The sequence below is a fragment of the Flavobacterium gilvum genome (genome assembly GCF_001761465.1).
Lineage (GTDB): Bacteria > Bacteroidota > Bacteroidia > Flavobacteriales > Flavobacteriaceae > Flavobacterium > Flavobacterium gilvum.
The window spans coordinates 556,810-583,610 of record NZ_CP017479.1; the positions used below are offsets into that span (position 1 = coordinate 556,810).

Genomic DNA, 26,801 nt, shown 5'->3' on the forward strand with positions numbered 1-26,801 from the left:
ATATGATTGAAAAAAATATGTCTTGATATATTTTTTTATAAATTATAAATATCTTATTTTCAAGTATTTATAATTTATTTATAAAAAATATTTTGAATATTTTCAGTATTAAAACAACACACTAACAACACACCTCTTCTAATTTGTTATATTTGTTTCTCAAAATTAATCAATATGAAGAGTAGTGTTATATTCCAGAAAAAACATAAAGACGATGATGAAGGATATTTATATATCCGATATTTTAATGGTTCAGGCAAAAAGAAACTTGTTTCATTAAATTATAAGATTAACAAGGATCACTTCAAAGATTTATTTTACGATGACATTAACCAGTTCAAGAAAACAACCATTATAAATTACAGGGAAATAAATAGCAAAATATCATCAAAAATTAATGATTTTTCAATTTTTGACGATAAGAAAAACACCAAAACCTCTTTTGTTGTTTATTTTAGAGATTACACCGCCTTACAAAGAAATCCTTCTACATCAAGTAATTACAATTCAGTCTTAAAAAAGTTAGAAAATTATAAAGTAAAAAAGAATAAAGAGGATATTCTATTTAGTGATTTTGATTACTCATTTGTTGTAGATTTTAAGAATTATCTTTTAGAAACTCTTTCGGTTAATACTACCAAACAATACATAAATGTAATAAAGACAATCTTAAATCTCGCTAAAAAAGAGGGTTTGTATATTGAGAAGTTTAATTATTTTGAGGACTTAAACTTAAAACCAACACACAATAACAAGAAAATCCTACAGCAATCCGATATAGAAACATTATTAAACATCTCTTTTTATCATGACTTTGAAAACACCATAGAAAGCCCTCTTTTTGAAACAAGAAATATGTTATTAACTTCCATATTTTGTTCAGGGATTAGAGTTAGCGACTTATTGCTAATGAGAAAGGGAGATTTGAAAGAAACTCATATTGAGATTTTCACAAAAAAGACGAGTGATTATTTAAGAGTGCCTTATAATGAAACATTATTAAAAATATTATTTGATAATTATGGCTATTTCAATTCAAAAACATTAAAATACAATAGCAAGTCTCTTAAATATGAGTTCTTTGATTTCATTAAGAATATAAACGATAATGACTTTATTTTTTCTAATTTTCTTTCAACCGAGCCAGTTCTAAATGATTATAATAAAGATAAAGAAATGACTACAGAGCAATTTAACGCTATAAATAGATTGAGAGTTAAATACAACAACAACTTAATTAAATTGAAGGATTTATACAACTTGGATATTGTTGAGATTAGTAGTCATACAGGACGTTATAGTTGGACTAATATATTACTGAACATAGAGGGCGTTAATTTATTGGATATATCTCGTTCATTAACACATAAAAACATAGGAACTACCGAAAGTTATATTGAAAGAAACCACGGATTAGATAGAATGAAAAATATTGGTGATTTAGTTTCTAACAAGGTTTATAAAGATAACAACGAAAACCACTACTCCGGAGAAGACAAACCAGACAATCTACCATTTTAATATAGAAAACCTCATCACGATGAGGTTTTAAGTGTTAAGTATATAAGTTCAACTTAATTAAATCATATTAAACTTAATCACGATTAAGTTTAATATGATTTAATACCATTCAATACTATTTAATCAATTTCAATTCGTTTTAGATAGGATTTAATTTTAGTTAGAGTATTTATGTGAAGTCCAGTAATCTTTGATATTTCAGTGTTTTTATAATTCTTTTTAATTAACTCCACTGCTTTTTTGTTTTTCTCTTTATTTAAGAAAGTTAAAGTGTCTTCATTACTTCCCTTTTTTCTTCCGTTATAAGAACCTTTCATTTTAGCAATTCTAATCCCTTCTCGTTGTCTTTCTTTTATTTGATTTCTTTCCATTTCACCAACAATTCCAAGAATTGAAATCATCATTTTGGATATTGGATTTTCTTTACCTTGTGGATCAAGTGTTGTTAATCCTTGCGAAATAAAATTGATTGAAATCTTTCTCTCATTAAAATAAAAGATTGTATTTATTATATCTCTTAAATCTCTACCAAGTCGGTCAATCTGTAATACAGACAGAGTTTTAAGTATTCCATTATCAAGAAGTTTTTTTATTTCTTTTCCACCTTCTCTTTCAAAAAAAGGAATGGCTCCCGAACATTTATCTTCAACAACTAAATTAAACTCATTTTCAGTTATTCGTTGTCTATCTGTTTTTTGATCTATTGAAGAAACACGAGCGTATAATACTTTCATAATTCATAATTTTAGGATAGTCCTATTGACATCCTAAAATTATGGGCAATAATCCATATTAAGGAGGAAATTAGATGTTTTTTTATAGAATTACATTCACAAAAAAACCTCTACTCTAAAAATAAGAATTGTAAAAATCAATCTACACGGAAAGAGTTTTTCTTTATTATTCAATCCTGTGCGGCCCCCCGTCAATTCCTTTGAGTTTCAGGAGAGCGAGGACCGTCAGATGAAAAGAGTTTTTTCATTTGATCTTTTCTGCATTTTAAAATCTATATCCAATGCGTAAATGTAAATTCAATATTGTGTTACTTTCATTTTCTAAATAACCTGCTTGTTTCGCAAAAATATATTGGTATCCAATTCCAATTCCAGTTTCGTAATTAAAGTGTTTTCCAATATTACGTCTAATTCCCCAAGTTGGAATAATTGATATGTCACTAATAATATTTACATTATCATAATTTGAAATAACAAACCAATCAGGATGATAACTTGTTTTAAGCGAAATGAAATTTCCGCTATTTCCGTCAACTCTCTTTGATTTATTTTCTCTTTTATTTAAGTTGTAATACCAACGTGGCTCGGCAGTAATTACAGGTGTCATTGAAAATCCTGTTTTATCATAAAAATCTCCTCCCCAAATTCCACTATCTAATCCAAGTTCACTTCTTAAAGCAATTTGATTTGTTAATTTTGTTTCATTATGAACCCAAAGACCTAAAAGTCCTGTTTGTATTCCAAATGTAGATTTTTCAACACTTGCATTTTGTGACTTCACAGTAATAGTTAGACCACATAAAGCTATGGCTAATAAAAAATTCTTCATTTATTTTCGTTTTTTGATTTCGTTTTTGTTTGGCCAAAATGACGCACAACTTGTATATAAGCGAAACAAACCTTCTTATTACACCCATTTTTTAGAATGATTGGCGAAGGTTTGTTTCTGTTTTTTTAACTAAATAATTTATTTCAACAAACCAAGTCCATTCAATAAAGCATCCAATTCTTTTTCAGTAGCGGCAACTTTTTGTTTTTTTACTTTTTCATTAAAAGTCTTTACAACTTCTCTTGCTTCTTTACTTAAATAAACACTATTAGGTAATCCACTTTTAGTTAACGGAACCACTTTACCACCAATTGTTGTAGTCCCAAATTTGTGTATTTTTTCAGCCATTTTAATTTGTTTTAATGATTAATAATTGATTGAATTCAAATATAATATCTTTTGATGTAAATTAATATCTTTTAATGTGATTTAGTGTAAATTATTTACAATAATTTTTTGGCACTAATTGGTCTATTTCGTTAAACAATAATGATAATTTGTTTTATCAATAATGTTCTTTTGCTTTATCAAATACCCATCACCGGATTTATAGTAGTTTTTTACATCAATATCAGCACCAATAAACGCCTTGTATAAAATGCTTTTTAACACTTCTTCTTTCATCTCTGTCGCGAGTATTATATGAGAATGTATATCTATATTTTTTATATTCTCAAAGTTTCCACGGGATACTATCTCTGGGTATTCCAAGATAAAAAGATAAGAGTTAGACTTATTGAAGTAAATATTTTTATGAATTTTATTAAATAATGTAGTCAAAGCAAATCTAAATTGCCCTGTTGTTTTATATTTTGTATCTGTTATTGTAATAAAATACAAATAGGTATTATCATAGTTTTTTAATCGTTGGATTTTATTTTGAATGTCATCAGCGATGACTTGCTGTCTCTCTTTTTCTGTTGTAAATAACACTATTTCATTAATAATTTTTAGATATAGTTCAACCAAGGCAAACTATAAAAGTTCAACCAAGGGCATTCTATTGCATTTTTATTCTTTCATTTTTAATCAGAGAATGAAATAACTCATTTGTTTTTCCATTTTTAATCCGAGTATGGTATAACTCTTTATAATTTATATTCTCTATTTTTTACCTTTCAAATTCTCTATCTCTATTTGTAATTTCAGTATGGAAATCTCTTTTGTTATTATCTGCTTCTTAATTGGGTCCGTTTGTTTTGTCAAATCCGAGTGGAGTTTAATAATCCTATCATCATATTTTTTTATTTTATCATAACTAATACCTTCTATGATTTTATCAAATGTCTCGCCATCTTTTCTAATACTATCATAGGTAATAGTTGGGGTATTGTTGAAGTTTATAAATCTCTTTATCATTATGCCATTTCCTTTTTTTCTAATAAGAACTTCTCACATAATTCAATAAGGAAATCATTGTATGATAGTTTTTTTCGTCCGACACAAATTGCTTCACTTAATAGGTTCTTTGTTGTTTTACTTACATTTATTGTTGCTCGTTTCTCTTGTTCTGTTTTCATCTTTATATTTCATTTTTTATAAAGTATATATTATATACTTTATGCTCCCTTATGATTTTTTGAAAAAAAAATTAGATGTGATTATGTGGAGTATTAGGCAATATTGTAATTATTTGTAGGGGCAAATAATTACTAATACATACAATTAAAAAGAAACAGGAGAGAATGTTTCACAAGATGATTTTATACAATAAAAAAAGACGAGTATCGCTACTCGTCTTATTATTTGGTAAATCATTAATAAACATATTTGAAAAATCACATATAAATTAAAATGATTGAGTGTTTTTTGCTGTTTTTCTTTTGATTAAAACAACACACTTTTCAACACACTTTTTATTTTTTTAAACTTAACTCACTAATTTATAATTAGTTGTAAATATGCCTTTTTTTATATGATTGAAAAAAATATTAATATCTTCCTCTGTCACCACCACGGCTATCTCCACCACGGTTGTTTCCGTAACCTCCGCGAGAATCACCTCCACGGTTGTTATTAAAACTTCTTCTTTCACCTTCTGGTTTCGGCTCAGATTTGTTTACAACAATTGCACGCCCTTGAACAGTAGCTCCGTTCAATTCGTCAATTGCTTTTTGAGCTTCAGCGTCATTCGGCATTTCAACAAAACCAAAACCTTTACTTCTTCCTGTAAACTTATCAGTAATGATTTTAACTGAATCAACTGCTCCGTATGCCTCGAAAGACTCTCTTAAATCTGCTTCCTCAATACTGAATGGAAGGCTTCCAACAAAAATATTCATAAGTACTTTTTTATAATAAGCCACAAATGTACTCTTATTTTATTCTAAACTACTATTAATTAGATTATTTATGATATAATTTATGATTATTTTTCATTTACCCTTTTAAACAAAACTATATTTCTGCAATGAAAAAATAACTTTACAGTCATTATTAACTTCAGAATCAACAATAATTATTTTTAGAGCGTTTTAAATTTTTTATTCCAAAAAAAAACAAATAACGCATTTCCCCTTATTCAACAGAGTTTTTCACGAGTTTTTCACATCAAAAAGCTACCAAACTGTTAATCAATTAAAATAATAAACTTTTTAGATAGTTTCAATAAAAGATGTATCTTTGCACCCTTAATTAATCGAGGTCGAGTACCTCAAAATTTAATCATACGATTATGTCAGTAAAAATTAGATTACAAAGACACGGAAAAAAAGGAAAACCTTTTTACTGGGTTGTAGCTGCAGATGCACGCTCAAAAAGAGATGGTAGATACCTTGAAAAAATTGGTACTTACAATCCAAACACAAATCCTGCAACTATCGAGTTGGACTTGGATAGCGCAGTAAAATGGTTGCACAACGGTGCTCAACCTACTGATACAGCTAAAGCTATTCTTTCTTACAAAGGAGCTTTATTGAAACACCACCTAGATGGAGGTATTCGTAAAGGTGCATTGACTCAAGAACAAGCTGATGCAAAATTAGCTGCTTGGTTAGAAGCTAAAGCTGGAAAAGTTGACGCCAAAAAAGATGGTTTGTCTAAAGCACAAGCTGATGCTAAAGCTAAAGCATTGAAAGCTGAACAAGAAGTAAACGCAAAACGTATTGCTGATGCTGCTGCTGCTCAAGCAGAAGCCGAAGCTGCTGCCGCTGCTACAGAAGAAGTTGTTGCTGAAGCTGAAGAAGCTCCTGCAGCAGAAGAAAATAACGAAACAACTGAAGCATAATTTAGTCGGCGACAATGCGTAAAGAAGATTGTTTCTATTTGGGCAAAATCGCCAAAAAATTTAGTTTCAAAGGAGAAGTCTTGGCTTATTTAGACACGGACGAACCTGAGTTATACGAAAACTTGGAATCAGTGTTTGTTGAATGCAACAAACACTTGGTTCCTTTTTTTATTGAAAACAGTTCTTTACACAAAAATGATTTCCTTAGAATCAGTTTTGAAGACATCAACACCGAAGAAGCTGCCGATGCCTTAATTGGGAACGACTTGTATCTTCCTTTAAAAATGTTACCCAAACTTTCGGGTAACAAATTTTACTTTCACGAAGTTATCGGCTTCGAAGTAGAAGACAAACGCCTGGGATATGTTGGTGATATCCAATCTATTAACGATACTACAGCGCAACCTCTTTTTGAAGTACTTAAAGACGGTACCGAAATCCTAATTCCTATGATTGACCATTTCCTAATTAAAGTTGATAGGGAAAACAAAAAAATCATCATGGATTTACCAGAAGGCCTTATTGAAATGTACCTTTAAATAAAATTCCAATATTTTAAATTCCAAATTCCAATCTCGAAAAGAGAAATTCAAAAAAAAATTCCAAACTCTAATTAAAGGAGAATTTTAACCAAAAGAAAGAAAAATCCGATTTTTTAATTTAAATTTGAAAAACAAAGACCTTTGAAAAATAAATAATCCACTCGTCTCTTTGTAATTTGAATTTTTTAAAATTGAGATTTAATAACTTATGGAAAAGCCATACGATCTAGAAGAAAGAACTTTTCTATTCGCTAAACAATGTAGGATCTATATTCAAAAACTTCCAAAAACAATTTCAAATATTGAAGATGGAAAACAATTAGTAAGATCCTCCGGCTCTGTAGGTGCTAACTACATTGAAGCAAACGAAAAACTAGGAGAAAAAGACTTAAACTTTCGTTTGAAAATAGCGAGAAAAGAAGCAAAAGAATCTAAATATTGGCTAAGATTATTACAAGAATTAAATCCAGAGTATAAAGAAAGCTCAGAAGCATTACTATTTGAAATTGAAGAGTTGAGAAAAATACTTTCAGCAATAATTACAAAAATAAATTCCAATACTAAAATTCCAAATTCCAAATAAAGGGGAAATACCAATATTTTAAAATTCCAAATCCCAATATAGGTAATAAATTTCGACACTTTAATTCAATTTCAAGGTTCAAAATCTATAATTAAGAATTAAGTTTGTATCCTAAAATTTCAGAATTAGTATTCCTCCTTTATTTGGAATGTTAGTATTGGAATTTCCCTTTCCAAGATTGGAATTTGGAATTTAAAAATATTGGAATTTTTATATTAAAATTATGTTTTCATTCAAAAAATTTGTTGTTGAACAAGATCGCTGTGCAATGAAAATTGGAACTGACGGTGTTTTACTCGGTGCTTGGACTCCCATAGAAAATAATCCTTTCAGCATTCTGGACATTGGAACGGGAACGGGAATCATTGCATTGATGCTAGCACAAAGAAGCCACGCTGAACAAATCGATGCTCTGGAAATTGACGATGAAGCATACGAACAAGCGACAGATAATTTTGAAAACTCTCCCTGGAGTGACCGATTATTTTGCTTTCACGCAGGCTTGGACGAATTTGTAGAAGAACCCGAAGATGAGTATGATTTAATCGTTTCGAATCCTCCTTTTTACAGCGAAGATTATAAAACTGAAAATGAACAAAGGGATTTGGCGCGTTTTCAGGACGCCATGCCTTTTGAAGATTTGATTGAAGCCGCAGCTTTATTACTTTCTGAAAACGGAATTTTCTCTGTTATTATCCCTTTCAAGGAAGAAGAAATTTTTTTGGCTCTTGCCGCAGCATACGAATTACATCCCATAAAAATTACACGCGTAAAAGGAACCCCGACTTCTGAGATTAAACGCAGTTTATTGGCTTTTTGCCGAAATGAAAATGACACTGTTCTAGAAGAAGAATTAACCATCGAAACCGCGAGACACATCTACACTCCAGAATACATCGAATTGACAAAAGACTTTTATCTGAAGATGTAAAATCGATTTAAAAAAAAATCATTTTCCTTATAAACGTCCTTTTCTTTTGGAAAAAATTTCTTTATAATTTTCCGATTTAACACTTAAAATTTTATCAAAAATGGTAAGTTTGAGCTAGCACATGAAAAGAAAAACTTTTTGTGTCAAAATTTAAAGAAATTAAATCCATGAAAACCCCCTTAACACTATTTCTTTTCTCATTTTCTCTAATTTTATTTGCACAAACACCTAGTATTTCGAACAAAAAATTTTCTCTTGGTAGCTATGGAAGAGCCGGAATAGCCTACTCTTTGGGCTCATCAAACAGCGAGTACCCACAAACTCTGAACTTAAACGGAATGGGATCCATCGGAGGTCGATTTGAAGAAAATGATTATTTTGAATTAGCTGCCGCCATGCACTTTGAACCAACTATTGCAGGTGCTGAAAAAACCAAAATAAATGTCCAGTCAAGATTTGCCTTCTACACCACTCAAGGTCAATTAATAGGCAATGTTTCCAACAAATCAATAGGTGGAATTACAACATCGCTACCAGAATTATACGCCGAAGCCAATAATATTATGGGAAGCGAATGGAGCGTGTGGTTGGGCGCAAGATTGAATCGCTATGATGATATACACATTATTGATCATTTTTATTTTGATGATCATTCTGGCCAAGGCATTGGAGTAAAACATAAAAACACTCAATTATCAGCTATTTTTACGGGTTCTATCGACACGACTTCTACACTACCTCCAAATTTTTATCTTAACATCGTCAATGGAACTCCAACACTGGGACTACGCAACAGATATGTCTGGATTTTGGAACACAGCATCCCCATCAACAAAGGGTATGTAAAATTACTTAGTGAATACCAAAGACTTCCCTCTGGAACTGCTCAAGGTCAGAACTCTTTTTATAATTATCCGGCTGATAACGGATATGTATTTGGAGCAAAATATTACAAGGGAATTTCAACAAAATTACCAGGTTCTTTTAATGCATTAAGTGCCCGATACGGAACAGGAATAGCCAATGGAGGAGATGGGGGAAGCAGCCGAACATACGTCACCTATGGTGGCCCGAACCTAGAAACCAATAGTTTCAAGAAAGCATATTCATTGGCACTTACCGAAACTTTTTTACTTAATATCAACAAAAATTATTCCCTGAATGGCTATGCTGTTTATACCAAAAGCAGAGGAGCCAGCGATAGCATAAACAAAACTCCCGATTATTTGGGCAAAAGATTATTGTTTAACCGAAAGCAGGATATCGCGTTGGGAGCAAGAGGAACTTGGTATATAAAAAACTGGTTGCATCTATTGCATGAATTCGATTTGGCCTGGCGAAAAGACGGCACACAAGACTTTGCACAAATGACTAAATTTACCCTAGCTCCAACATTAGTTCCAACTTCAGTGAGAGATGTTTGGGAAAGACCTCATTTTAGAATCGTATATAGTGTGGCGCGTTATAACAAATTTGCTGCCGACAATCTATATTCATCCTATCTTGCACAAAGTGGAACCAAAAGATGGGGACAATATATTGGTGCAAAAGTCGAATGGTGGATTTGGTAGAGCACCTTTATAACATTCAATATTGGTTTTGTTATATTTCTTTATGTAGATTTGTATCCAATAAAATAATGACACCATGAAACCTGATTTATTCCAAGCCCCAGATTATTACAATCTAGACGATTTATTAACCGAAGAACACAAACTTGTACGTGATTCTGCCCGAGCTTGGGTAAAACGAGAAGTTTCACCAATTATAGAAGAATATGCCCAAAAAGCAGAATTCCCAAAACAAATTATAAAAGGACTTGCCGAAATAGGCGGTTTTGGCCCTTACATCCCTGCCGAATATGGCGGAGCAGGATTAGACCAAATCTCTTACGGTTTAATAATGCAGGAAATTGAACGCGGTGACTCTGGTGTTCGTTCCACTTCATCGGTACAATCATCATTGGTAATGTATCCAATTTGGAAATACGGAAACGAAGAACAAAGAATGAAATATTTACCAAAACTAGCCACCGGAGAATTAATGGGTTGTTTTGGCCTGACCGAACCCAATCATGGCTCAGACCCTGGAAGTATGATTACCAATTTCAAAGACATGGGAAATCATTATCTTTTGACTGGTGCCAAAATGTGGATTTCAAATGCTCCATTTGCAGATATTGCCATTGTCTGGGCAAAAGATGAAGAAGGAAGAATACACGGTTTAATTGTAGAACGCGGAATGGAAGGTTTTACAACACCCGAAACCCATAACAAATGGTCATTGAGAGCTTCCTCTACTGGAGAACTAATTTTTGATAATGTGAAAGTTCCCAAAGAGAATTTATTACCAAATAAATCTGGATTGGGAGCACCATTGGGCTGTTTGGATTCAGCTCGTTACGGAATTGCCTGGGGAGCTATTGGTGCGGCCATGGACTGTTACGATACTGCTTTGCGCTATGCGAAAGAAAGAATTCAGTTCGAGAAACCTATTGCCGGGACTCAATTGCAACAAAAGAAATTGGCCGAAATGATTACTGAAATCACCAAAGCGCAATTACTGACCTGGCGACTTGGTGTTTTAAGAAATGAAGGACGAGCAACATCTGCCCAAATATCGATGGCCAAAAGAAACAATGTAGACATGGCGCTTAACATTGCCCGCGAAGCAAGACAAATATTGGGAGGAATGGGAATTACCGGTGAATATTCTATCATGCGTCATATGATGAACCTCGAATCGGTAATTACATACGAAGGAACACACGATATTCACTTATTAATCACAGGATTTGACATAACCGGAATTTCGGCTTTCAAATAAAATTTAGCCCTTAGTAATTAGTAGTGAACTACAAAAAGTACTTGAAGCTCTTTGAAAACAAGGAGCTTTTTTTACAAAAAAAATCCGGTTTTCAGAATATAACTAAAAACCGGGATTTTCATCTCAATATTTATTTTAACTTTCCGGAGCTAATTCCAACTCTAGCCCTTCAAGACTCTCAGTTATTGGAATTTGGCAACCCAAACGGCTATTAGATTTTACGTAAAAAGCTTCAGAAAGCATTGCCTCCTCATCTTCACCCATTTCTGGTAGCGATACATCATTAAGAACATAACACTGGCAAGATGCACACATAGCCATCCCACCGCAAGTTCCTTCTACCGGAAGCTCATAGGCTTTACACAATTCCATTATGTTCATCGCCATATCTGTTGGCGCTTGCAATTCATGAACAACTCCTTCTCTATCTTTAATTTTTATTAAAACGTCCATTTATATATTTTATCATTTTATTAAAAAAATCGGAGTCGTTTAAAACTTCGATTAATCTTTTATTGTAAGATCTAATGCGTAATCTTTGTTATTGTCTTTGTTATGAATTTTCAAACCGATAACGTCTGCTTGGTTCACAACAAAAATTACTTTTACATTTGGTGTATATGCTCCCTCAATGGTTTTAAAAACAAATTTTCCTTCGTAAGTCATATTCACCAAACCATTTTTTTCTGTTTTGGTTTTAATCAGCACGGGTGATGACAATTCTGCCGTTGTGTAGGCACTTTTATCAAGCATTTTAGCTTTACCGCCGCTAAGTTCGGTCAAAAATTCAGCATTTGCAATTTTCAACTGTCCCTGTCTGTTTGACGAAACATTAATCATTGAACCGTAATTAGCTTCGGCCCATTCTTCATCGACCATTACGTGGGTTTTTGAAACATAAGCTTCCTGAATTGGTTCTTGTCCGTAATTTTTAATGAAACATAAAAATAGAATAACTAATAAATAGTACTTTTTCATAATTCAAATTTTGTAGGTTAATGCTACAAATGTAAATTTTTATTTGAAAAACCGAATAAAAAGAACTTGAATTATTACTACTATTTTTTACATATATCAAAATAAACTACAAAAATATTGATTATTCGCTAATGATAATCCTGCAAAAAAAGAGTTTTATTGCATTTAAACAAGACTCAACCATCTTTTCAATAAGAACAAAACGATCTCTCTTTTTTTTCAATATTATCTTTAACCAACAAAAAGAATCTATTTCAGTATTTTTTAAAGAACATTAACAACTGTCTCTATTTGAGGAGCGTACTTTTTAATCGTTGTTTCAACACCCGCTTTCAAAGTCATTTGATTTACACTGCAACTGGTGCAGGCTCCTTCAAGACGCACTTTCACGTGTTTCCCTTCATCTATTGAAATAAGTTTTATATCGCCTCCATCAGAATTCAGGAAAGGCCTGATTTCGTCAAGTGCTTTTAAAACATTATTTTTTAGTTCTTCTGTTTTCATATTTAAGAATATTCGAATTTTTGATTATTCAATCATTGGACTGCTCGATTTTCAAAAAATAGAGGAGTCCAGTAATCTTATTTTTTAACAGCCGAACAACCGGCCATTGTAGTAATTTTGATTGCCTCAGTAGGCTCTAAATTTTCATTTCTGCTGATAACCTCGCTCACAACATTTCGTGTTATCTCTTCAAAAACAGTTTCAATAACTGTACCTGTTTGTAGTGCTGCTGGATGACCGTAATCTCCCGCTTCGCGAATGGACTGAACAATAGGAACTTCTCCCAAAAATGCCACATTCAAATCTTCGGCAAGATCTTTGGCACCTTCTTTTCCAAAAATATAATATTTATTATTTGGTAGTTCCTCTGGGGTAAAATATGCCATGTTTTCAACAATTCCCAAAACAGGTACATTTATCGCTTCAGACATAAACATCGCAACTCCTTTTTTGGCATCCGCCAATGCAACAGCCTGTGGAGTACTTACTACAACAGCACCTGTAATAGGCAATGATTGCATAATTGACAAATGAATATCACCTGTTCCCGGAGGCAAATCAATCAACATAAAGTCTAATTCTCCCCAATCTGCATCAAAAATCATTTGGTTCAAGGCCTTAGACGCCATAGGACCTCTCCAAATTACAGCTTGGCTTGGTGAGGTAAAAAATCCTATTGATAGCATTTTGATTCCGTAGCTTTCCACAGGTTTCATTTTTGATTTCCCGTTAACCTCAACCGAAATTGGTTTTGCACTTTCCACATCAAACATGATTGGCATAGAAGGGCCATAAATATCTGCGTCCAACACTCCAACGGCAAATCCCATTTTTGCCAATGATACCGCCAAATTTGCCGTAACAGTAGATTTTCCAACGCCACCTTTACCAGAAGCAACCGCTATAATGTTTTTTATTCCCGGTATCGCTTTACCTTTAACTTCATTCTTTTCGGGCACTTCAACCTTTACGTTTACTTTAATTTGGGCATCGGGAGAAACCAACTCGTGAATCGTTTTTTTAATATCGTCTTCGGCTCTTTTTTTGATGTGCATCGCAGGCGTATGCAATACCAAATCTACAACAACCTCATTTCCGAAAGTAACCACGTTTGCAACCGCTCCGCTTTCTACCATATTTTTACCTTCTCCAGCAACAGTAATTGTTTCTAATGCTTTGAGAACGTCTTTTTTATCTAATTTCATTTTATATTTTTCTATCGATTTACACTTTGTAAAAGCGTATTTTTATTTAAACTAATTTCAGTTTGCAAAGATAACTGATTAAGTTCTTATTATAAAGGATTTGGATTGGATTTATTGATTGCGATGTATAATACGCCTAGGAAAGGAGTACGCTTTTTTGCTAGTAAATAGTATTAAAGCTCCGCTTGTGGCTCCCAAAAAACAGTTTCGAAATTAATAATTTGATTATTCTCAATAATTATGCCTTCACTTTCGAGTAATTGCTGCATTAGATTTGTTCCATCAAAATGGTGTTTTCCGGTCAAAAGTCCTTTTCTATTCACTACCCGATGCGCAGGAACATCCTCAAGATTATGAGCGGCATTCATAGCCCAACCCACCATTCTTGCTGAACGCGCAGCTCCTAAGACTTTTGCAATAGCGCCATAGGAAGTAACTTTTCCGTACGGAATTTGTTTAACGACGGCATAAACCTTATCAAAGAAATTGTCGTTTGTTGCTTTCATTTTTTAGCTAAAAAAAACTTTAAATAGTTTAAAAAATGTAACTATTGAAACTAGTCCAGTAATTGTTCCTATAATGTAATTTCCGTTATCCATTAAAAAAGAAGATTTTGATTCCCTCTTTTTAAAGAAAACAATATACAGATAAAAAACAAGGAACGAACCCATTACCGCTCCGCCCACAAAAGCATAAATAAAGGAATCCAGGAAATAAAAATAGCCGTAAGCTGCGAGTGTTATGGACACAAAAACATAATACGGAATAGGAAATAAATTCAATGCCGACAGCAACATTCCCAGAAAAAAACGGTTCGTTTTACTGCGAACCTTCATTTCCGATTTAGGTTTTTTTGGTTTTTTGGCTTTCCAGAAAAAATAAACGGTCAGGCCAAAAAATATAAACAACCCAATTTCCTGAAGACTACTGATAACTTCGGGATGCATATTAATAAAATCGGCAAACAATAATGCCAAAAATGTCTGAAAAAAAACAATTATTGTAGCCCCAACAGCAAATGAAATGGCCTCATTCCTACCATCTTTCAAGCTCACTTTTGCAGCAGTCATATTTATCAGGCCTGGAGGCGTAATTCCAATTGCTGCTACAATAAATCCAATAAAAAAAGGCGACAGTAGATTCATATTTTATACATAATCCGGTTTGCAGTTTCGGTCAACAACCGAAAACGATAACCCAAACTATTTGATTTTAAAACGAATATAAGTAATCGCTTTGTTAATTTCCAAATATTGTTTCTCGTAAAAAGTCTGAAAAGCAGTAACTTCTTCCGGACTTCCTTCGTTTACATATACATTGTGATTGGCATACAAAACCTCATGCCCTTCCCCATGCAACAATCCAAGAGTATAACCGTGCATGAACTCACTATCGGTTTTAAGGTTGACAACTCCATCTTGCTTTAAAATTTTCTTATACAATTTCAAAAACTCGGAATTCGTCATTCTATGCTTCGTTCTCTTGTATTTTATTTGGGGATCAGGAAAAGTAATCCAGATTTCGTCCACTTCATTTTCTGCAAAAATGTGGTTGATTAATTCGATTTGTGTTCTTACAAAAGCCACATTATGCAATCCGGTTTCAACAGCAGTTTTGGCACCACGCCAAAAACGAGCTCCTTTAATATCGATTCCAATGAAGTTTTTATTGGGATATTTTTCGGCCAATCCAACAGAGTATTCTCCTTTTCCGCAACCCAATTCAAGTATCAATGGGTTTTCATTTTTAAAAAATTCTGAATTCCACTTCCCTCTTAACGGAAACAAATCTCCGACTACCTCTTCTCTTGTTGGTTGAAAAACATTATTGAATGTTTCGTTTTCCTTGAACCTTTTTAATTTATTTTTACTTCCCACGATATTTTTTCAATTTCGGCAAAATTAAGCAATTATATAAGAATGAAAGCCTAAGTCCTGCAAAAAACCAAAAATTCAGTTTTTAACATATAAGTCATTTAAGCTTTTTTTATTTTCGTTACACTTGGTTTTAAAACCATATAAGGCATATAAGGACATATAAGTCAAAACACTTTCTTACTCTTCAAACTTTTATGAACTTATCAGAAACTATTTGATTTTAATTTATTCTTAAATGACCTTATATTACTTATATGATTAAAATAAAAGCGATGTTATTTTTTCTTCGGAATACTTCCTAATTTGATTTTCATTTCACCATTTTTACCGTCCACAACAAGCAAACGCACCACAATTCCTTTGTAACGTTTGGATTCTCTTTCTTTTAAGTCTTTTATTTTATAATCATCTTCTGGGTTTCGAAGCGGAATTACCAAACCTAATTTGGTTCCTTGTTTAAACGAATAAACCCCTTCGACATCAAAATTCAACACATTGGAACTTACTTTAAAATAATCAACATTGACCAAACTACCATTAATGGAAGCTCGTCCCGACAAATCATTAAAAACAATATGACTTACGTTTCGGTTTGGAAAAGCAAATTTTCCAACTTTCATAATTGGCTTAAAATTAGTTAGCGATCCATTCTTGATGTCGTATTGCAAATTCCCTTTGGCAGAATCATCAACCATATCACCACTTTGAGTCATTTGAATCGACAAATCCGCTTTTGCAGAAAGCTTCCCGTTGATATTTTGTGGCTGAAAAGATTTGACTCCGAAATTCTTAAAAGAAGTCAAAAACTGAGGGATATCAACCGATGTAATATTTACATTGGTTTTGACACCAAATATATTCTGTTGCGGAATCATTTGCGAATCAAATGTAATTTTACCGCCACAGGTTTCAATAGCTCCTTGTTTGATAAAAAATTGTCTGTTCTTGGCGACGACAATAATCTTAGCATTTTTTGCCGTCAAATTAGAATACACCATCTTGTCAAGATTCAGATTTATGACCACCTGACATTTTTGAACAAGAGCAATTCTTTTTTTTGCATCCGCTTTGGTTTCCACTTTTTTGGGTTCTTTTACTTCCGCCCCTTTTTCTTTATAAGCAAGAGTCGTCATAAATTTCTTTACATCCATAAAAGGGCTTTTGATATTCAGGACTGCGACCATTTTCTCTGGATCGTCATAATAAAGATTAAGAAAATTGTCGATTTTCCCATCCAAAAAAACAATATTTTTATCCCTTTGATATTTGATATTTCGGATAAATAATGCCTCTTGTGTAAAATCAAGAAGAATATTGGTCTGAAAAGGGAGATTCATCGACCTAACAAACATATTGGCTTTTTCTATGTCCACTTTTCCTGTAAAACGTGGCTTTGAAATTCGCAAAGCCACAATATCAACATTGAATTTTAAATTAACATTGGCAGTCCCGCTATTAAATTTTATAAAGTTTTCTCCAAAAATATTTCCCAATTTTTCTACCTCAAATTTGGAACGAAAATCGCCTGTCGCAACCGGTTTTTCCAAGTTATTGATAGCCGCATTTGGGATAACAACTGGGATTCCCATGTAGTTCCCAGTAAATTTTTTGATAATAATCGCCGAGTTAATATCATTGTTTCCTAAACCGTTCTTGAAATTATTGGTATATCTCGCTTCAAAACTACAGTCTTTGGTTTCCCCTTCTGAAGAGACCAAAACGTTATCCTTGATTTTGGCATCGACAATAATTTCGGGATCACCACCAGCATTCATATCGCCTTTGATACTGCATTGCGCGTCCAACGGTTTTGTGAAATTAAAATGATTCAGAATTTTAAAAATATGTGGATCCAGCAAATGAGCTGCATTCAGCCACAGAATATTAGTTTTGATATTAATATCCATCATCGGGTGGTCTTTATCCAAACCAAAACTAGCTTTGATATCAAAATCGTCATCGCCAATTCCGAGTCCTTCGGTAAGAATATCAATTTTATTTTTACTTTTAGAAAACTGAACTGCCAGTTTCCCTTTTACCCTTTTGTCTTTTATGAAACTTCCTTTTTGGGTATTAAAAGCCAAACTCTTTGCAAAAACATCCAGATGCAAATCCGTTCCCCATCCATCGTCATTGTAATTCATTTTACATTTTAATGAATTTACTTCAAAATGGAATAATTTATTGCGCTGTAAATTTTGGGAAATAAAAACTACATCCTTAAAATCGACCTCTCCGATTTCGGTTTCAGTTTCGCTTTTAGGCTTATTTGTTTTGGGTTTTGGCTTGAAAATATTCGAGTTTGAAACACCGTTTTTGTCTTTAAACAAATCTATTTTAGTATCGATTAATACCACTCGTTCGATATCGACTTTTTTATGCAATAAGCTCAAAACATTCAATCGCACTTCTATTTCTTCGGCCTTGAGCACACTTCTTTTGTGTACGGGATACAAACTGTCCCGCAATTCCACTTTATTCAAAACCACTGTAAAATTTGGGAAACCTATCAAAAACTTATACCCAAGATCACCAATACTAGCTTGCCCCGAAATATTTTCATTGATTTTTTGATTGATTTCGGTCATTATTCTTTCCTTATTCTGATAGAAATAAATCCGTAACCCGATAAAGAGAATGATTATTATCCCTAAAAAACCAATAATAAAAAAACTTATTCTTTTTAAAATTTTTTTAGCTCTGCTAGTTTCAAAAAACTTTTTTAATTTTTCCATAAATCCCTTCATAACAGTTATTTAGACATTATTCATTATAAAAAATATTTCTTTTGGCTTCAACTATTAGAATCTGAGTACCGGCAAAACAAACCGACCTGTCTCAAAGTTAAAATAATATATTACAAATACAGACGTTATATCTTAAAAACTTCAACATTATATTACATTTTCCTTAATTGTTTGCAGAAGTGCTATAATCGAATTTAAATACTTATTAAACGCATTTTGAAGCATCTTCATATAACAATCGAAAAATTGTAGTATTTTTGAACTAAAATACCCCCAGAGGGTTTAAACCTAAAACAAAGAAACATGAAATCATTAAAAATTTTATTATTAGGAATTTTTCTTATTGCAGCCAGCAACACAGGAAAAGCACAAGGATTTGGAGTAAGAGCCGGAGCCAACTTTACAGACATTAATGTCGATGGTTTAAATACAGATGCAAAAACAGGTCTTTATGTTGGTGTTTTCAAAGAAATACCATTGGTAAAAAGCCTGCTTTTTGTTCAGCCAGAGATTCAATACTCGCAAGAAGGATTTGACCACGATGTAAAAAATGTAAAAATCGATTATCTTACTTTCCCAATTTTGGCCAAAGTATATGCGCTTAAATTGTTAAGTTTTGAAACAGGGCCACAATTTGGTATTCCAATTTCAGACAATGCAGAGGGTTACTATAATTATAATACAGAAAGTTTTGTTACATCTTGGGCATTTGGAATGTCTATTAATCTGCCTTTGCATCTTTCTATCAATGCCCGTTATATTACAGGGATATCAGACACATTTGATTCCTTTGACAGTAAAGGGCAAGTAGTTCAGGCAGGAGCCGCTTTCCGTTTTTAAAAATACACCAACCTACCTCCAAAAAAAGTTGCCTTAAAGTTCTGTACTTCAGGCAACTTTTTTATTGCATTTATATCAATTAGAAATATAACATAGTCTTTTTGTTTAACCTCACCCCAGCCCTCTCCAAAGGAGAGGGGGTAAAGATTGGATTATTTTATATTTCTAAATGTTATTATATCAAAGCTAATTTTAGCAAACAAAAAAAGCTGCCTCGAAAGACAGCTCCATTTATTTTTGTTTTTATACTTTTTAATGCACTTTTTGTTTGTCGAATGTAGTTGTGAGCGTTTTTTTGATTTTATCCAAAGCGCCGCTGAAAGCTTTCTCAATAGAATCGGCATGCTCGGTGACTGCTACCGGTTGCATATTGGCAGGTCTGGCTTCGATAAGACAACGTTTGTCTCCAAAACCTGATTTGGCACTGTTTTCATCCCCAAAATGCACCTCAATGCGAGTCACTTTGTCGTCAAAACGGGATAATACTCTCAAGATTTCACTAGAAAAATATGCTTCTAGTCTATCGCTTCCCTCTACATTCTTGTCTGTGTTGATTTGTACTTTCATATACCTGCTTTTAATATTAATTTTTAAGGCTTTTCTCAAAGTTAAAAATTATTCCTTGAAATGGTGTTGTTTTAGTAAAACATTATGAAAGAAAAAAGTTGTTTTTTTTGGATTAAAAAAGATAAAACTGAAAACTGAAAACAATCCCAATAATTATATTTTTAAAATCTAAAATTTCTCGCCCTAAATCACAATTATTCTTTTAATCTATCATTTTTCTCTTTCAACACCTTGGCGTTTTGTGGACTCACGATTTTTTTACCTGTTTGTTCTTCAATTTGTTTTCTTGTATTTCCAGCAATTTCACCTCCTTTTTTGGCTATATTTTTATTTTCAGCAAAAGTAACTGGATTATTTTCTTTGCTGATTTCTGTTGTAGTAGCTTCTGCCAGCATATTTAATATTAACTCCAAATTGGTCATATTATCCCTCAGATTTTCGTTTTTCAACCCCTTTAAGTTTTTGTACTGTTTTACTGTATTCCCACTCCAAGCCTGAGTGATAATATCTGTTAACGAGGCAAACTCCTGACCTTTTTTCACGCCTCTATTTTCCCATTCATCAGTTAGTTCTTTTCGAACTTCGATACTTTTTAACCTTTGATTAATCCATGATGTACTATACCCTAATTTCAAATAGTTTTCCATAGCGCGGTCAATCGATTTCTCGGGATCTTGACTTTCCTCAATACGCTCATACCCAGTTTTAGCTAACCATTGTTTAAAAGGTTCTGCTTTCGGAGATGGAATAGACTGAATCAAACGAAACAATTGTTCGGTATCAGCAACATCTGTTACATAAAATTTTCCGTCATCCGATTTCATTTTCAGTTGTCCCAAATTATGGGACAACTCACTTCCCTCATTTTTAAGTTTTGTTTTCAGAGCGCTCCAATATTTTCTTGGTCTGGGGCTATCAGTAAGTATTTCAATAATATCTACAATCGAGAAATACCATTTTTCCTCTTCATTGTTCCAAGAAGACCTTATCTTTTGACTCTCAAAAAGTTTTATATTTTCCATTGACTTGTGCTTATTAAAAAAATTTCTTCAATTAGATTTGAAAACACTAATTTACAGTAAAAACTGATAAATAACTGTTATTTCCTAATAATCATTATGAAAATTAAGTTGGTCTTTTTTTGATTATCCTATTGACATTTTAGCAGATTCTTTCCATAAATAATTTGGCATTGGTTCATTAAGCTCCCATTTAATACTCATTGGTTTTGAACCTTCTGTTTCTATAAAATTAGCCTCTCCAATAAAAACATAGCCTAAAGTATTTCCATTTTCATCATTTGCCTTTTCTCTAACAAAAAGCATTATTTTTTTATTATTCTCAAAATGATTTATATAAGACAATCCCTTTTTTGTTTCTGGTCCATATGCATTATGCGATTGCCAATGAAATAATGTTTCACTTATTGCATAATCTTCATACATAGTTGTTGGTGAGAAATCTTCTTCAGATTTAATTAAATTGATAAAAAGTATTTCAGTATTTAAATTTTTATTTTCAGCAGCACCTTCTCTGTTTGATGACTTTTTAGTAAATGTACTTAATCCAAAAGCAACTAAAATTTGATCTCTTGTATAACGGGCATGCAACTTTAATGGCTGCTCATAAGGCAATTGAATATCGATTTCTTTAAACCCTATTTTATCAATTAATATTTCTAAAACTTCAATAATTTCATTCACTAAAATTTTGTTCTTACCTATTTGAATTATACTCTCCTCCAATGAATCAAATCCTTCAGCATTTTGCCAAACATCATAATGCAACATTAATAACATTGTTTTTTGATTTTCATCAAAATCATTTATTCTAATATTAAAACCTTGTTTTGCAATCTTTAAAATAAAATTAAAATAACTCGTAGAGTTAGTTGATAACCATTTATTACTAATAGCTGAATATATCTGTTTTTCATTTATATTTTCAAAATCATCAATTAACCCAGCTCGTTGACATAGTCTTGACCAACTTCCTTTCTTGTATATTGTTTCAATTGAAATATGATTTAATACAATAAAATTATTTAATGTTAAACGTAAAGTGGTTTGATGCTGAAAATTTATGATTTTAGTTATCAGTTGATTTACATTTAATGACGTAGCTTTTCTTATGTTTTCAAGAATAGTTTCTTTTGCCTTTTTTTCTAAAATAATAGAACAACCCAGTGGCAAATGTGGAAAATCATCTTCAATTTCTTTTTGAACAGATGTTGTTGTTTTTCCTATTAACGCTCTAAACTTACTCTCGAAATCATATTCTGGTCTTGAATTTCCAACAAAATCCAACACCGTCAAACATTCTTTCCCTTCTGCTAAACGTAATCCACGTCCTAATTGTTGAAGAAAAACAGTCAAACTTTCTGTTGGCCTTAAAAACAAAACTGTATCAATTTCAGGAATATCAACTCCTTCATTAAAAATATCAACAACAAATAAATAATTAAATTCTTTATTCTTGAATTGTTCTCTAATTCTATCTCTTTCGTTTGCATTTTTACTTGTCAAATATTCTGCTTTTAATCCTGATAAATTGAATTTCTCAGCCATGAAAACAGCATGTTCAACAGTCACACAAAAACCTAGCGCTCGAACATCATTTATATCATTTGTATACTTATCAAGATTGCTAATAATCTCACCAACTCGAATATTGTTTTTAGTATATAAATTTGTCAATTCACTCGCAACGTATTTACCTTTTTCCCATTTTACATTGGTTAAATCTATACTATCGGTTATACCAAAATACTGAAAAGGGCATAATAATTTTTTATTTAGTGCTTCAGGGAGTCTAATTTCAGCAGCAATACGATTACAGAAATCATCAAGAATATTTTCATTATCCATTCTTTCAGGTGTTGCCGTTAAGCCTAATAAAATTTTAGGTTTAAAGTAATTTAGAAAAGGCCTATAGCTTGAAGCTGCCCCATGATGAGCTTCATCAAGAATAATGAAGTCGTAGTAGTCCGGTGAGAGCATTAAATCTTTCAATCTATTATTTAAAGTTTGGACTGAAACAAAAAGATACTCATTAGAATTTGGTTCAATTCCATCAACCCATAAATCTCCAAAATTGTTGTCTTTTAAAATACCTTGAAAAGCTACTTTCGCCTGTTGTAAAATTTCCTTCCTATGGGCAACAAAAAGCAATTTTGATGATTTATTCTTGTTCCTAAAGTTTTTGTAATCAAATGCTGAAATAACAGTTTTTCCAGTTCCTGTGGCAGCAACCAAAAGATTTCTATATCTATTATGAACTGTTCTTTCTACTTCTAATTTTTCAAGAATTTCATTTTGATATGGAAAAGGCTTTATATCAAAATAAGATGTTGCAAAAACATATTCTTTTGAAAATTTCCCTTGTTTTAGAGCATTTATTAATTTCTCTGAATGAATATTTTGTTCATATAATTCAAAGTCTGCATTTTGCCAATACGCTTCAAATGTTTTTTTAAATTTATCAATAATGTGACCAACTTCTTTGGTGGTTATCTTTAAATTCCATTCTAAACCGTCTGTTAATGCTGAACGAGAAAAATTAGAAGAACCAATATAAGCAGTATGAAAACCTGTGTTCCTTTCGAATAAATAAGCTTTTGCATGTAATCTTTCATTACCTGTATTATAAGAAACTTTTATTTCTGTATTTTCTAAAGATGCTAAAAATTCAACAGCTTTTGCATCTGTTGCACCGATATATGTTGTTGTAATTATTCTAAGTTTTCCACCTCTTTCTGTAAATTCTCTGAGCTCATGTTCAAGAATTCTAATTCCTTTCCACTTGATGAAAGAAACCAACAAATCAATTCTATCTGATGACAATATTTCTTTTCTTAGCTCACTTTCTAAAGTTGTCCCTGAATTTCCACCAGTAAAAAGTTCACTATAAATTAATCTCGTATAAGGTGTAATTTCTTTTAAATGTAAATTTAAATCAGTGAAATGGGAATCGACTTTTGTAAAAACAGCTTTTAAAATTTTTCCTTCTGTTTCAATCAAATCGTCCTCAAATTCTTCCTTTTTTAATTCTTCTTTTAGAAATAAAATAATCTTATTGGCAATTTCTATTTGTGTTTCTAAAACATCTTCGCCTTTAATTAAAGTGAAAGCATGTTTGATAGTTTTTCCAATATGTTGAGATAATAATTGTGCTGCTTCCGCTTTATCTATTGATGTTTTCTTTACTTGAAAGGTTTCTTTATCTAACTCGTTTATTTTATAGTTGATTAGTTTAGTAACTAATTCTTCATATATTCCCTGATTCATATTTCAAGTTTTAAAAATTCTTCAACAATGGGTAAATCCGCTTCTGCCCAGTCAAGATTAAATAATTGGGTCTTATCTAATAATTTGTAATCTTTATGTTCAGATAATTTAATTTCTCCAGCAATATGATTCACTATAAAAGGAATTAAATTAATTTTAAAAGTTCCATAATCATAAATACTAGATGATAGTTTTTTTACAACTTCAATTTCGATATTTATTTCTTCTTTAATTTCTCTTTTAATACATTCTATTTCACTCTCATTTTTCTCCAACTTACCGCCAGGAAATTCCCATTTCAAAGGAAGTTTCATTGTTTCACTTCTTTGAGTAACTAAGATTTCATTCCCAACTTTTATTATAGCACATGTAACATTTAGCATTTTATCGAGATATTTTATTTTCACGAAAGATAAAATATATTTTAATCTTTTCAAGAGTCAAAAACACAACAAAAAAAACGCCAATCTTTCGACTGGCGTTTTGGTTATATAAATTTAAACTCTAAATTTTCGATTTATTTCTCTAGAACTTTATCTGTTTTAATTCGCTTAACAGTTTCTTTTCGGGTGATGAGCAACGGGATGGCAACTCCTGCAGCCAATGCCAAACTGATAAGCCAAGCCGAAAGTCCATTGTTTACGGTTTCAAAAAAAAGTTTGGTGTAAACATCAGGATCTTTTTCGGCAGTTAATTTCATAATTCCGACCATGGCTTTGTAAGCAAAAAAACCTGGAATCATTGGTATCAACGCCGGAAGTGCAAAGGTCATCGGTGGTGCTTTGCGATAATGTGCTGCCAATACACTTGAAAAACCAATGAAACTTGAACCGCATAATGTTGCAGAAACCAATCCTATTTCGAATGACAATAAATAAAATTTAATCAATCCGCCCAATGCTGCGATGATGTATATAACTCCCAAAGCCCTGCGAGGCACATTGAACAATACTGCAAAACCAACTCCTGCACAACCTAGCCAAATTCCTTTTTCTAATAATGCAAAATCCATTTTAGTTTAAATTAAAAATTAATAATGAAACCATCAATCCTAATGCAATACAAAAAGCAATTACCAAAACATTAACCCCTCTGATTGTCCCGTTTAATATATTTCCGTCAATCAAGTCCGAAAAGGAATTAATCATGGGCACTCCTGGTATTAAAAACAATGTAGAAGTCGATAAGGCATGAATAAAATCTCTTCCAGGATTCAAAAAAGAACAGAGTGCAATTAAGAATGAAGAAGTCAAGGCTGCAAAAAACACACACAAATAAAAATTGAATTTGAGTTTCATTGTTTCCTGTCTTACATAAAGCCCTGCAAAAGTTCCTGCAAAACAAAGCCCCATTTCTACAAAATCACCACCAAACAATCGGCAGAAAGAAGCTCCAGCCAACGACACCAAAAACAAAACCAAAGATCTTGAATACAATGGCTTTTTATCCAAAAGCAATAATTCTTTATTGATTCGCTCAACAGACCATTTTTCTTCCACTATTTTCCAACTCATGGTACTGATATCCGAAATGAGATTGAAATTGAGATGCATATTGGGTACCCATTTTACACTCGTAAATGTTTTGATATTGTCTTTATAAGTCAACGTAATCATCAGAGCATGATTGGTAATCATTAAATCTGAGTTACAGTCAAAAGCGCTTGAGATTCTACTGATTGTAACTTTGACACGTTCGGTATTGGCTCCAGAAACCATGAGTAGGGAACCTATTTCCAGGAGCATTTCCCCCAGTTCATATTTGTTTGGTCTTTCAACTATTTCCATTCTAAATACGATTATTAATTTTACACTCAAATTTACGGATTTAGTGATTAAAAAGACTGATTTTGACCCGAAAACCTTAATTTATTCAGAGAATAAATAACCAATAAATTCTATCGATTTCGTTCATGTAAACGAACGAAAAAAGCCTCAAATATAAGTTCACTCTAAAATATTTGATATCTTTTTTTTTGTTTTTTGAATGTCTTTTTTCAAATTATGGAACAAAAAAACGTCAACCGAACGACTGATGTTTGCCAAAAAATCATTTTTTGAGATGCTTTTTTATTGAATTCTTGTTTTTATCGGTTTAAAAAGAGGATATTTTAGTCTTTTAATTTAACCAGCGAGATTTAGACAAAAGTAACTACCTTTTTTCATGGCAAAAAAATCGATTTTGCTTAATTTTTTGGAGCAGAAAGATTAGGATTCCTTAGAGACATTGTTCCCGCTCCTTTTCGTTATATCTTTCCCTTTTTAAAGAAAAAAGGAAAAGGAACCGCTTCTATCCTACCGTGTGGGCTCAAATATATTACACTTAAAATGGAACACAGATTTAACAGATTAGACAGATTGTCGCAGATTTTTTTTTGCATAATACCAAAAAGAGAGAAGTAAAAAATAAATAATTCTTATTGTTGAAAATAGATTATCAAATTTCATCTGTTTAAATCCGTTAAATCTGTGTCATCTGTGTTCTATTTTTAGATGTGTCCACACGGTAGGATTCAATCCGGGCTAAAGAGAGAGATTAGGCTTTTTTGTGATCATTTATTTCCATAGCGGATTATCCTAATAGTTTGCCATTCCCCTCTTTCTAA

General features: G+C 32.1%; 29 protein-coding genes. 8 read left to right on the forward strand and 21 right to left on the reverse strand.

Annotation, left to right across the window (positions count from 1 at the left end; translation table 11 throughout):
* The first annotated feature begins 174 nt into the window (after nucleotides 1–174).
* Nucleotides 175–1,521, forward strand: coding sequence for a tyrosine-type recombinase/integrase (locus EM308_RS02345; protein ID WP_035633023.1), 1,347 nt, complete (start codon nucleotides 175–177; stop codon nucleotides 1,519–1,521).
* 119 nt (nucleotides 1,522–1,640) lie between these two features.
* Here the strand turns inward: EM308_RS02345 and EM308_RS02350 are convergent, their stop codons facing one another.
* The 7 genes from EM308_RS02350 to EM308_RS02375 all read right to left on the reverse strand — a co-directional run bounded on the left by EM308_RS02350 (nucleotide 1,641) and on the right by EM308_RS02375 (nucleotide 5,366).
* A complete protein-coding gene (locus EM308_RS02350; RefSeq protein ID WP_035641478.1) occupies nucleotides 1,641–2,255 on the reverse strand; it encodes a recombinase family protein in 615 nt (204 codons plus the stop codon).
* Nucleotides 2,256–2,520: 265 nt separating this feature from the next.
* The gene (locus tag EM308_RS02355; protein ID WP_035638432.1) at nucleotides 2,521–3,084 is read right to left on the reverse strand and encodes a hypothetical protein; all 564 of its coding nucleotides are present in this window, start codon (nucleotides 3,082–3,084) and stop codon (nucleotides 2,521–2,523) included.
* A gap of 138 nt (nucleotides 3,085–3,222) precedes the next feature.
* Nucleotides 3,223–3,432: a hypothetical protein gene (locus EM308_RS02360; protein ID WP_035638430.1), complete on the reverse strand. Its 210-nt coding sequence runs from the start codon at nucleotides 3,430–3,432 to the stop codon at nucleotides 3,223–3,225.
* A 123-nt stretch (nucleotides 3,433–3,555) separates the two neighbouring features.
* Nucleotides 3,556–4,053, reverse strand: a complete 498-nt coding sequence (locus tag EM308_RS02365; RefSeq protein WP_035638427.1) for a hypothetical protein — start codon at nucleotides 4,051–4,053, stop codon at nucleotides 3,556–3,558.
* A gap of 135 nt (nucleotides 4,054–4,188) precedes the next feature.
* Nucleotides 4,189–4,443: a hypothetical protein gene (locus EM308_RS02370; protein ID WP_035638426.1), complete on the reverse strand. Its 255-nt coding sequence runs from the start codon at nucleotides 4,441–4,443 to the stop codon at nucleotides 4,189–4,191.
* Nucleotides 4,443–4,604: a hypothetical protein gene (locus tag EM308_RS17990; RefSeq protein WP_156101366.1), complete on the reverse strand. Its 162-nt coding sequence runs from the start codon at nucleotides 4,602–4,604 to the stop codon at nucleotides 4,443–4,445. Before EM308_RS17990 ends, EM308_RS02370 begins: the two co-directional genes overlap by 1 nt.
* Before the next feature lie 411 nt (nucleotides 4,605–5,015).
* Nucleotides 5,016–5,366: an RNA recognition motif domain-containing protein gene (locus tag EM308_RS02375; RefSeq protein WP_035638424.1), complete on the reverse strand. Its 351-nt coding sequence runs from the start codon at nucleotides 5,364–5,366 to the stop codon at nucleotides 5,016–5,018.
* Nucleotides 5,367–5,758: 392 nt separating this feature from the next.
* Between EM308_RS02375 and EM308_RS02380 the strand changes: the two genes are divergently transcribed.
* From EM308_RS02380 to EM308_RS02405, 6 genes are all read left to right on the forward strand, one after another.
* A complete protein-coding gene (locus EM308_RS02380; RefSeq protein WP_035638422.1) occupies nucleotides 5,759–6,310 on the forward strand; it encodes a 30S ribosomal protein S16 in 552 nt (183 codons plus the stop codon).
* Nucleotides 6,311–6,324: 14 nt separating this feature from the next.
* The gene (rimM, locus tag EM308_RS02385) at nucleotides 6,325–6,849 is read left to right on the forward strand and encodes a ribosome maturation factor RimM (RefSeq protein WP_035638420.1); all 525 of its coding nucleotides are present in this window, start codon (nucleotides 6,325–6,327) and stop codon (nucleotides 6,847–6,849) included.
* Nucleotides 6,850–7,060: 211 nt separating this feature from the next.
* Complete coding sequence (locus tag EM308_RS02390; RefSeq protein ID WP_035638418.1) at nucleotides 7,061–7,435, forward strand: four helix bundle protein; 375 nt, start codon at nucleotides 7,061–7,063, stop codon at nucleotides 7,433–7,435.
* Nucleotides 7,436–7,658: 223 nt separating this feature from the next.
* Nucleotides 7,659–8,366 carry a tRNA1(Val) (adenine(37)-N6)-methyltransferase gene (locus tag EM308_RS02395; RefSeq protein WP_035638416.1) on the forward strand — a complete coding sequence of 236 codons (708 nt, stop codon included), beginning with the start codon at nucleotides 7,659–7,661 and terminating at the stop codon, nucleotides 8,364–8,366.
* Nucleotides 8,367–8,533: 167 nt separating this feature from the next.
* On the forward strand, nucleotides 8,534–9,937 hold the full coding sequence (locus tag EM308_RS02400; RefSeq protein WP_035638412.1) for a carbohydrate porin: 1,404 nt from the start codon (nucleotides 8,534–8,536) through the stop codon (nucleotides 9,935–9,937).
* A 76-nt stretch (nucleotides 9,938–10,013) separates the two neighbouring features.
* A complete protein-coding gene (locus EM308_RS02405) occupies nucleotides 10,014–11,192 on the forward strand; it encodes an acyl-CoA dehydrogenase family protein (protein ID WP_035638409.1) in 1,179 nt (392 codons plus the stop codon).
* A gap of 135 nt (nucleotides 11,193–11,327) precedes the next feature.
* Here EM308_RS02405 and EM308_RS02410 read toward each other — a convergent pair whose 3' ends face one another.
* From EM308_RS02410 to EM308_RS02445, 8 genes are all read right to left on the reverse strand, one after another.
* Complete coding sequence (locus EM308_RS02410) at nucleotides 11,328–11,645, reverse strand: 2Fe-2S iron-sulfur cluster-binding family protein (protein ID WP_035641490.1); 318 nt, start codon at nucleotides 11,643–11,645, stop codon at nucleotides 11,328–11,330.
* Nucleotides 11,646–11,696: 51 nt separating this feature from the next.
* Nucleotides 11,697–12,170, reverse strand: a complete 474-nt coding sequence (locus EM308_RS02415) for a hypothetical protein (protein WP_035641493.1) — start codon at nucleotides 12,168–12,170, stop codon at nucleotides 11,697–11,699.
* A gap of 264 nt (nucleotides 12,171–12,434) precedes the next feature.
* A complete protein-coding gene (locus EM308_RS02420) occupies nucleotides 12,435–12,674 on the reverse strand; it encodes a NifU family protein (protein WP_070261772.1) in 240 nt (79 codons plus the stop codon).
* A gap of 77 nt (nucleotides 12,675–12,751) precedes the next feature.
* Complete coding sequence (locus EM308_RS02425; protein WP_035639151.1) at nucleotides 12,752–13,879, reverse strand: Mrp/NBP35 family ATP-binding protein; 1,128 nt, start codon at nucleotides 13,877–13,879, stop codon at nucleotides 12,752–12,754.
* A gap of 173 nt (nucleotides 13,880–14,052) precedes the next feature.
* The gene (locus EM308_RS02430) at nucleotides 14,053–14,385 is read right to left on the reverse strand and encodes an MGMT family protein (RefSeq protein WP_035639149.1); all 333 of its coding nucleotides are present in this window, start codon (nucleotides 14,383–14,385) and stop codon (nucleotides 14,053–14,055) included.
* A gap of 3 nt (nucleotides 14,386–14,388) precedes the next feature.
* Nucleotides 14,389–15,024: a LysE family transporter gene (locus tag EM308_RS02435; protein WP_035639147.1), complete on the reverse strand. Its 636-nt coding sequence runs from the start codon at nucleotides 15,022–15,024 to the stop codon at nucleotides 14,389–14,391.
* Between the two features lie 57 nt (nucleotides 15,025–15,081).
* A complete protein-coding gene (gene trmB, locus EM308_RS02440; RefSeq protein WP_035639144.1) occupies nucleotides 15,082–15,756 on the reverse strand; it encodes a tRNA (guanosine(46)-N7)-methyltransferase TrmB in 675 nt (224 codons plus the stop codon).
* A 275-nt stretch (nucleotides 15,757–16,031) separates the two neighbouring features.
* A complete protein-coding gene (locus EM308_RS02445) occupies nucleotides 16,032–18,503 on the reverse strand; it encodes an AsmA family protein (RefSeq protein ID WP_035639142.1) in 2,472 nt (823 codons plus the stop codon).
* Between the two features lie 303 nt (nucleotides 18,504–18,806).
* On the opposite strand from EM308_RS02445, the gene EM308_RS02450 reads away from it, so the two are divergent.
* The gene (locus tag EM308_RS02450) at nucleotides 18,807–19,343 is read left to right on the forward strand and encodes a porin family protein (RefSeq protein WP_035639140.1); all 537 of its coding nucleotides are present in this window, start codon (nucleotides 18,807–18,809) and stop codon (nucleotides 19,341–19,343) included.
* A 252-nt stretch (nucleotides 19,344–19,595) separates the two neighbouring features.
* Here EM308_RS02450 and EM308_RS02455 read toward each other — a convergent pair whose 3' ends face one another.
* From EM308_RS02455 to EM308_RS02480, 6 genes are all read right to left on the reverse strand, one after another.
* Nucleotides 19,596–19,910 (reverse strand): HPF/RaiA family ribosome-associated protein, encoded by a 315-nt coding sequence (locus EM308_RS02455; protein WP_035639137.1) that lies wholly within the window; start codon nucleotides 19,908–19,910, stop codon nucleotides 19,596–19,598.
* A gap of 194 nt (nucleotides 19,911–20,104) precedes the next feature.
* Nucleotides 20,105–20,932, reverse strand: a complete 828-nt coding sequence (locus EM308_RS02460; RefSeq protein WP_035639134.1) for a BRO-N domain-containing protein — start codon at nucleotides 20,930–20,932, stop codon at nucleotides 20,105–20,107.
* 123 nt (nucleotides 20,933–21,055) lie between these two features.
* Nucleotides 21,056–24,196 carry a DEAD/DEAH box helicase gene (locus tag EM308_RS02465; protein ID WP_035639131.1) on the reverse strand — a complete coding sequence of 1,047 codons (3,141 nt, stop codon included), beginning with the start codon at nucleotides 24,194–24,196 and terminating at the stop codon, nucleotides 21,056–21,058.
* Nucleotides 24,193–24,579: a (deoxy)nucleoside triphosphate pyrophosphohydrolase gene (locus EM308_RS02470; RefSeq protein WP_035639128.1), complete on the reverse strand. Its 387-nt coding sequence runs from the start codon at nucleotides 24,577–24,579 to the stop codon at nucleotides 24,193–24,195. The genes EM308_RS02465 and EM308_RS02470 overlap by 4 nt, the downstream gene beginning before the upstream one ends.
* 134 nt (nucleotides 24,580–24,713) lie before the next feature.
* On the reverse strand, nucleotides 24,714–25,208 hold the full coding sequence (locus tag EM308_RS02475) for a threonine/serine exporter family protein (protein ID WP_035639126.1): 495 nt from the start codon (nucleotides 25,206–25,208) through the stop codon (nucleotides 24,714–24,716).
* Between the two features lies 1 nt (nucleotide 25,209).
* The gene (locus EM308_RS02480) at nucleotides 25,210–25,983 is read right to left on the reverse strand and encodes a threonine/serine exporter family protein (protein ID WP_035639124.1); all 774 of its coding nucleotides are present in this window, start codon (nucleotides 25,981–25,983) and stop codon (nucleotides 25,210–25,212) included.
* Nucleotides 25,984–26,801: the final 818 nt, after the last annotated feature.